This is a genomic window from Amycolatopsis sp. NPDC051071 (assembly GCF_040682875.1).
GTDB lineage: Bacteria > Actinomycetota > Actinomycetes > Mycobacteriales > Pseudonocardiaceae > Amycolatopsis.
The window spans coordinates 25952-34026 of the sequence record NZ_JBFBBY010000084.1 but is presented as its reverse complement, the minus strand read 5'-3'; the positions used below and the strand labels follow the sequence as shown (position 1 = coordinate 34026).

The 8075-nt window shown below is 69.3% G+C and carries 2 protein-coding genes; both read right to left on the bottom strand.

Annotated elements, in window-relative coordinates; all coding sequences use genetic code 11:
* Window positions 1–79: 79 nt before the first annotated feature.
* Window positions 80–5563 carry a biotin carboxylase N-terminal domain-containing protein gene (locus AB0M65_RS25030; RefSeq protein WP_364032011.1) on the bottom strand — a complete coding sequence of 1828 codons (5484 nt, stop codon included), beginning with the start codon at window positions 5561–5563 and terminating at the stop codon, window positions 80–82.
* Window positions 5564–6174: 611 nt separating this feature from the next.
* Window positions 6175–7389, bottom strand: coding sequence for a DUF222 domain-containing protein (locus AB0M65_RS25025; RefSeq protein WP_364032017.1), 1215 nt, complete (start codon window positions 7387–7389; stop codon window positions 6175–6177).
* Window positions 7390–8075 lie beyond the last annotated feature (686 nt).

The window sequence follows — 8075 nt, the reverse complement described above, 5'->3', positions numbered from 1 at the left end:
GTCATGAGGGGTCCCCATAGGGCAAAAAATGTCCTATGGGGACCCCTCATGACATCCGCGAGGCCGGTGGGCGCCGCTGCTACTTCGCCAGGCCCCGTTCGATCGCCTCGATGATGCGTGGCCGCAGTTCGGCCGCGCTGATGATCGCGTCCACCGAACCGACCTTCACCGCGCGCTCGATGCTGTGCACGCCGTCGAACTCGGAGGCGACCGCGCCCAGCTTCTCGGCCCGCACCGACGACTGGACGTCGGCCAGTTCCGCGGCGAGCGCGGCCCGTTCGGCACCGGTCGCCCCGCTGACCTTCTCCGACAGCGAGCGCACCCGCGGGTCCGCCGCGGTCCGCGCGTTGACCTCACCGGAGAACACGACCGCCGCGGCGGGTGCGCCGCCGAGCACGGAGGCGAACGAGCCCTCCAGCGCCAGCACGGTCATATTCGGGTTCAGTGCCTTCGAGAAGACCACGAACGCGCCGCCGTGGTACCGCGAGATCACGGTGAACACGATCGGGCCCTCGAAGTTGACGATCGCCCTGCCGATCTCCGCGCCGTACTCCAGCTGCAGTTTCCGCATCGACTCCGGAGAGCCGTCGAAGCCGGACAGGTTCGCCAGCACCACCAGCGGCCGGTTTCCGCTGGCCGCGTTGATCGCCCGCGCCGCCTTCTTCGACGACCGCGGGAACAACGTGCCCGCGGTGTAGGTGTCCGGGCCGTCGGTGGGCGGGAAGCCGCGGCGCGGCACCGAACGCGACTCGATGCCCAGCAGGCACACCGGCCGTCCACCGAGGTGCACGTCCTGCACGGCCGCGGTCTCCGCGTCGGCCATCCCCGGCCACCGCTCCAGCACCGGATGGTCCTGGTCCGACAGCGCGCGCATCACGGTGCGGATGTCGAACGGCTTCTTGCGGTCGGGGTTGGACTCCCGCGAGAAGATCTGGCCGACGGTGGTGAAGTCGCTGTCGACGGCCGCGTGCGGGAACGGCGAGACATCCCGGTCCACCGGGTCGGTGGTGACGGCCTTGCGTGGGGAGGTTTCGTCCGGCGCCACGTAAGTGTGGTCGTAGTGCGACATCAGCACGTCGCGGGCCGCCGCGAGGTTCGGCGCCCAGTACTGCGCCTGGCCGTTCGGGCCCATGACGCGGTCGTAGCCGCCGATGCCGAAGTTGTCCTCGGCCGACACGCCACCGGAGAAGTCGAGTGACTGCTTACCGGTCAGCACCATCGCGGAATCCGGCGTCATCACCAGGATTCCCTTGGTGTGCATGAGCATTGTCGCTTCAGCGTTCCAGTATGGCTGGGCGCCGACGTTGATCCCGGCCACGACGATGTTGATCTCGCCACCGTCCTGGGTGAAGTGCACGATCCGCTTGAGCGCGGCCGCGACCCAGTCCATGTTCTCGGTGCCGGACTCCATCGAGATCCGGGCACCGGCCGACAGCGCGTACCACTCCAGCGGGACCCGCAGCCGTTCGGCGAGGTCCATCGCCGCGATCACCCGCGCGCACTCGGGCTCCGACAGCGCGCCGAGCGCCTTCGTCGGGTCGCCCAGCAGCACGACCCGCTTCACACCCTCCGGATACCGCTCGGTCACGGTGGAGACCACACCGGCGACGATCGCCGCCTTGTTGCGCCCCTTCGGCCGGTCGACCGGGACGAGGGTGTTGCTGTCGTCCATGTCGTACTCGGTGAACGAACCGAGCATCTCGGTCAGCTCGTACGGGTACACCGTGTCGCGGCGCCGGGCACGCAGGACGTTCTGCCGGTAGTCGTCGAGCGGTTCGATCGGCTCGGTGGTGGGCTCGGCCAGCGACATCTGGACGCCGCCGCTGACGTCGTAGCCGATCCGCACGGCGATCTCGGTGAGGTCGCCGGTCACGCGGTCACGCTGCCTGCCGAGGAACTGGACCTCTTCGAGGCCCGCGCCGGCCGTCGACGGCTGCACGCGCTGCGCGACCGTGTTCAGCTCCTCGCCGGTCAGCTCACTCGTCGGCCATACGTAGAGCATGATCCGGTTGGTGTCGAAGCGTTTCTTCGCCGGAAGCTTCGCCTGCACCTCGCGGATCGCGTCGAGGCAGCCTGCCAGCGTGCCCTCGACGGCGGGCAGGGCGAGCAGCTTGCCGTCGTTGTCCCGCAACGGCGTCAGGTCACGGACCTGGGCCAGCGCGACCAGGCGCTGGTCCGCCGGGTTCTTCGGCGCGACGCATTTGAACAGGTAGACGTCCTCGTCACCGGTCGGCAGCCGCGTGAGGTCGAAGTTCGCCAGCCGCTGCAACTGCATCCGCTGCGCGATCAGCGGGTGCAGGCCGCGGATCAGCCGCTCTTCGGTCAAACCGGTCGAAGACGGCCGGAAGGTGAAGTGGTGGTGCACCACCGCGCCGCTGTGCCCGGCGACCGTGGTGGTGATCCGCCGGACCCGGCTCGGCAGCGACTCGGCCGCCAGGATCTCACGCAGCCCCGCCGCCATCGTGTCCTCGTCGGCGGACTCGTCGTCCCACGTCAGGTACAGGTCCGCCTCGACGTCGGTGTCGGCGGGCAGTCCGGCGGCGAGATCGGCGACGGCCTTGATCGCCCCGGGCAGCCCGGCGCGGTCGACGGCCGTGGTGGCCATGTGGAACCGCTCGCCGTCGTCGGCGTAGTCACCGGTGACGAAAGTGCAGCCGCCGACGGTGACCGGCTGGACGCCGGTGAGCGCGCGGTTGCCGTAATAGCGGCGGCTCAGTACTTCGAGCAGCGGTGTGTGGTCGGTGCCGGGACGGCCGATCCGCTGTCCGAGCAGGCGCACCAGCGGCTGCGCGCTGGCCAGCATGCTCGCGATCCGCTCGGCGCGGTCCGGCGAGTCCGGATGCTGGTCGAGGTGCCGCAGATGCTTGCGGACCTCGCTGTAGACCTCGGCGCGCGTGCGGCGCAGCAGCGGCTGGGCGAACCAGCGGAACACCACGCTGCGGGCGAGGTCGCCGACCACCGGGAACCGGAGCTGGGTGGCGGCGATGAGCTGCTCCAGCGCCTTGCCCGCCGGTTCGCGCATCGACTCGAACGGCTGGGCCTCGGTGAGCCACCGGCGCAGCAGCGCGGTGACGATCGCGACGTCGGAGGCGGTGCGCTGCTGGGCGAGGAAGATGCGGAAGACCGCCTCCTCCAGCTCCGGCGTGCGTTCCAGGTCCTTGACGCCGTAGTGCGAGAGGACCTTCTTGAGCTTGTTCTGGAACGACTCCGACAGGCCGGCACGTTCGACGTCGAGGCTCTGCAGGTAGGTGTGGAAGAACTCGCGGGCGCTGTGCACCCGGGTGTCGGTCTTCGTCTCTTCACCGGCGGGCTTGTTGCGGATCAGCTCGGACAGGTCGGCGAATACGGTCAGCAGTTCGACCTCGCCCTCCAGCGGACGGTCGCCGTTGTCGCTCAGCTCGGCCCTGGCGGCCAGATATGCGCTGAGCGTGCGGCCCTCGTCGTGCGGGTCGACGTCGAAGCCGAGCAGAAGGCTGCGCAGATCCTGCTGACCCCGTGCGATCCGCTGCGCCGCCGACGCTCCGTCGGGCTCCGTCGGCAGCTCGATCTCGACACTGCCGACGTCCTCGGCGACCTCTTCGCCTTCGTCGGCCAGCGGTTCGAGCCGCAGCAGCGGAGCGCCGGTCTCGACCTGGCTGCCGACCGAGACAACGCACTCACGCAGCTTCGCGCGGAACGGCGCGCGGAGCACCGTCTCCATCTTCATGCTTTCCAGCACCAGCACGGGTGCGCCCGCCTCGACCTCCGCGCCGACTTCGAGCGGGGTCGCGACGACCAGCGCGGGCGCGGGGGAGCGGACGACGCCGCCCTCGTCGCGGCTGATGCGATGGGTGACGCCGTCGACCTCGACCAGGTGGGTCGGCCCGTGCGTGCCGGTGACCAGACGGAACCGGGTGCCGTTGACGGTGATCTGGCCGGTGTGCTCGTCGAAACGGTCGACCTCGACGTCGCAGGGGTGGACGTCGCCGCCCGCGGCGACGCCGACGCGGAACCGGCGGTGGCCGATCCTGGCCACGCTCACCCGGTACGCCGCGCCGCGCAGCTTGAGGTCGAGCGGACGGCCGCTCTCGTGCTGCACCTGCGGGCGGCCGCCGTGCGCGGTGGACAGAAGTCGTTGGCGCTCAACGGCTTCCTCGTCCTCGTAGGCCTCGATCGCGGCGGCCGCGAGTGCGATCGCCGAATGCCGGTGGGTGACCAGCTTGCCTTCGCCGCGGACACGGTCGATCCAGCCAGTGTCGGCACTGCCGTCGATCACCTCGGGCTGGTCGAGCAGGTCGAGGACGAAACTCTTGTTGGTCGCGCCGCCCTCGATGATGACCGTGGTCTGCGCCATCGCGCGGCGCAGACGGCCGAGTGCCTCGTCGCGGTCGCGGCCGTAGGCGATGATTTTCGCGATCATCGAGTCGAAGTCGGCCGGGATCGTGTCGCCTTCGCTGACACCGGTGTCGACGCGGATACCGGGTCCGGCAGGCAGGTCCAGGCGCGCGATGCGGCCGGGTGATGGCGCGAAGTCGCGATCCGGGTCTTCGGCGTTGAGCCGCGCCTCGATGGCGTGACCGGCTTCGGCGGGCTGGAGGCCTTCGAGCTTGCCGCCGGACGCGACGTGCAGCTGGGCCTTGACCAGGTCCATGCCGGTGGTCGACTCGGTGATCGGATGTTCCACCTGCAGGCGCGTGTTGACTTCGAGGAAGGCGAACAGCTTGTCGCCCGGGTGGTAGAGGAACTCGACCGTGCCGGCACCGCAGTAGTCGACCGCGAGCGCGAGCCGCTCGGCGGACTGCTTGAGCTCGTCGGCCTGCGCGGGACTCAAGACGGGAGAAGCGGACTCCTCGATGATCTTCTGGTTACGGCGCTGCACCGAGCAGTCGCGGACGCCCAGCGCCCACGCCGTGCCCTGTCCGTCGGCGATGACCTGGACCTCGACGTGCCGCGCGCCGGTGACCAGGCGCTCCAGGAAGACGACGCCACTGCCGAACGCGCGCTCGGCCTCCTGGCTGGTGCGCTCGTAGGCGTCCTCGAGCTCGTCGGCGGAGGTGATGACACGGATACCGCGCCCGCCACCGCCGGCGGTGGCCTTGAGCATCAGCGGATAGCCGATCTCGTCGGCCGCCTTGATGGCGGCGTCGAGATCCGCGACCGCGCCGCGGCTCCAGGGAGCCACCGGGACGCCGACCTCTTCGGCGATCAGCTTCGCGCCGATCTTGTCGCCGAGCTTGCGCATCGCGTCCGCGCTCGGCCCGATGAAGGTGACGCCCAGCCGCTCACACAGCTCGGCGAACGCCGGATCCTCGGCCACGAAACCCCAGCCGACCCAGGCCGCGTCGGCCCCGGTCTCGGTCAGCGCCCGCTCCAGCACGGCGAAGTCGAGGTAGGGCCGCGCCGACGCCGGCCCCAGGTTGTAGCTGATGTCGGCTTCCCGCACGAACGTCGCCGACCGGTCCGCATCCGTGTAGAGAGCGACGGTCTCGATCCGCTGTCCGGTCTCCGCCGAAAGCTCGCGGGCGGCGTGGATGAGCCGCATCGCGGCTTCTCCGCGGTTGACGATGGCGACACGACTGAACACCGACTGAGCCTCCCAAGTACGCAGCACAACAGGTGACATCCCGCCGGATCACCCGCGGGACAGTCACCTGTACCTGCCTTACAGCCTGCCTCTTACCGGCCGGTACGAGAATGTCGTCGGTGAAGCACGCCGAGGGCCGCGCCTTGTAGGAACCCGCCAAAAAGTGGCCTGGAACACCTAGCCGAGGGGCCGGATGACGTCATGATGTGGACAATCGAGGGGCTTTGGTGATCGGCGGGTCCGACAGGTGTCACCAGGTGTTCACGCCGGTTTCACGGGCTTGGCTTTCACGGGCTCGGCGCTTGGTGTGGGGATGGGAGGCTCGTGGGGTTGCGCGCTCAATGGGTGCGGCGCAGGGGTGGGCCGGGGCGCGGGGCCAGGCCGTCGAGCCGGACGTGGCCGCTTTGTGGCCATGGATCAGGAGGACTCGCCGTGGTTGCGGTGAGCGCGGGCGACTGAGCGGGTCGCCGCGCGGACAAGGGCGGCGGTCCGGCCGTGAGCGCGGCGATGTCCGGCCACGTGTCAGGCCCAGGCCGTGGCCGTTTCGCGGCAACGGGATGCCTGGTGGCGCGCGAGCGAGTGCCGGTTGTTGCCGGTTTTCGGCAACCGCGTCACGACGACGGCGGCTCCTCGGTGCCGGTCCTTTCGGTGCGAGGCTCGTGAAGCGGGGGAGGTGTGCTCTCGTAGGTCTGCCCGGTGGGCGTGGTGATCGTCAGGGTGCCGTCGTCCGCCACCCGGTAGTTCCAGCCGGGTTCGTCCTTCAGCCGGTGATCGCGGCGGCAGAAGGCGATGAGGTCGGCGGCGTCCGTGGTGCCCTGGAACTGCCACGGCACGGAATGGTCGAGGTCGCAGGCCTGGGCGGGGCGGCGGCAGCCGGGTCTTCGGCACTCGCGGTCGCGGACCCGGACGAACTCGTCGAGACCGGCCTTCGGGCGGTACCGGTCGCGGCCGAGGTCCTCGACCTGTCCCGACCGCGGGTCGGTGATGATCCGGCGCAGCACGGTGTTCGGCCCGTTCGCGATATGGCGGGCCAGCGACGCTGGGATGTGCCCGTGCCCGGCCATCTCCGCCGGGTCGTCGTTCAGGTCGAGATAGGTGAAGAGGTCCATGTAGAGGAAGACCTCGGCGCGTTCACTCTTGCCACCGCGCCCGCCCAGCAGGAGATCCAGGGCGACGTCCGCGCGCAACTGGTCCAGTGTGCGGGACTCGCCGCCGGTCTTGAGCGCCTGTGCCTCCCGGTTGATGCGGAGGTACGCGGCGTTGACCTTTTCGGCAGGGCCGTCTTCGATCCCGATAGACGCCACCCCCGGCTCGCCCTGGCTCACGACGAGGCGGCGGCCCTCGCGATTCTGTTCGCACCGCTTGTCCGCGCCCTCGCGATCGACCATCGCCGCCGCATGGTTGGCCGCCTTGCGGATCTGGTAGGAGTTCTTGCCGGGCAAGCGATCTTCCAGCAAGGCATCGGCGGCACGCGCGTTCTCGTCGGAGAGCCACGCGGTGGCCTTGGCGACCTTCATCGCTCCGAAACCGTCCAAGCGCCCCTGGTCCATCAGGCCAAGGGTGCGCGGCAGGCGAGTGGTCAATGCTCTGGCGGTGGCGACCATGTCGGCCGCCCGAGCGTCCACAACGGACAGTGCTAACGCGACTTCTTGAGTTACACTTCTCGCGCCGCCGCGATGACGACTCAGTTGGGACAGGGCCCGGTAACGAATCGCCTCCAACCGCGCGATCCCTTCGGATGCCGCCTTGGCGGCGGCGATCGAGTCGATGTCGTCCAAGGAATTCAGTGAAGTGTTGATGACCTCCAGGGTGCTCGGTTCGGTCATTTCCTTGAGTAGCGCCAAAGTGGCGCATTCGAGAGTGTCCACGCAACGAACGTACAACCGGCCACCGACAGTTTCGATCTTGCGCGAGGTGGGGCGTTGCCGATTTTCGGTAATTGGTGCGTGCGGTCGTGTCCGCGGGCCCGAGGGCAGCCGCAGTCGCACCGGAACTAGTAGTGCCGCAACTCGCTTCAAAGCTCCGCCCAAGGCCGCGAAGGCCTATCGCACAAGGAAACCGTACCCCCTGCTCTTCGTTCTCCACGCCCATTCCGTTGTCGCGCACCGCCGCCTCACGACATCCGACGAACCACGACGGAAGATACGGCCCCACCACGACGACCGGACCCAGAACGCCGCCAGGCCGCGACGCCAGGAACGGCCCGAGTGGGTCAGCCAGCAGAGGGCGGGTTCGGCACCGGCCGCCGCGAGCAGCAGCGGGAACGGCGCCGAGCAGTACGGTTTTCCGCCCAGTACCACCAGGAACACGCACAACACCGGATACGCGACGGCCAGCGAGCGCGCCAGTGCAGGTCCGGATCACGCCCGAGCCGGACGGCGCCGGCGACCCAGACCGGCACGAGAACCGGCGAAAGACAGACCAGCCGCATCGGCACGAAGAGGATTCGGTTTTCCGCCCCGTCGTCCTCGCTCATTCCGGAAGTCACTGTCGGCAAAGGGAAATCATGCGT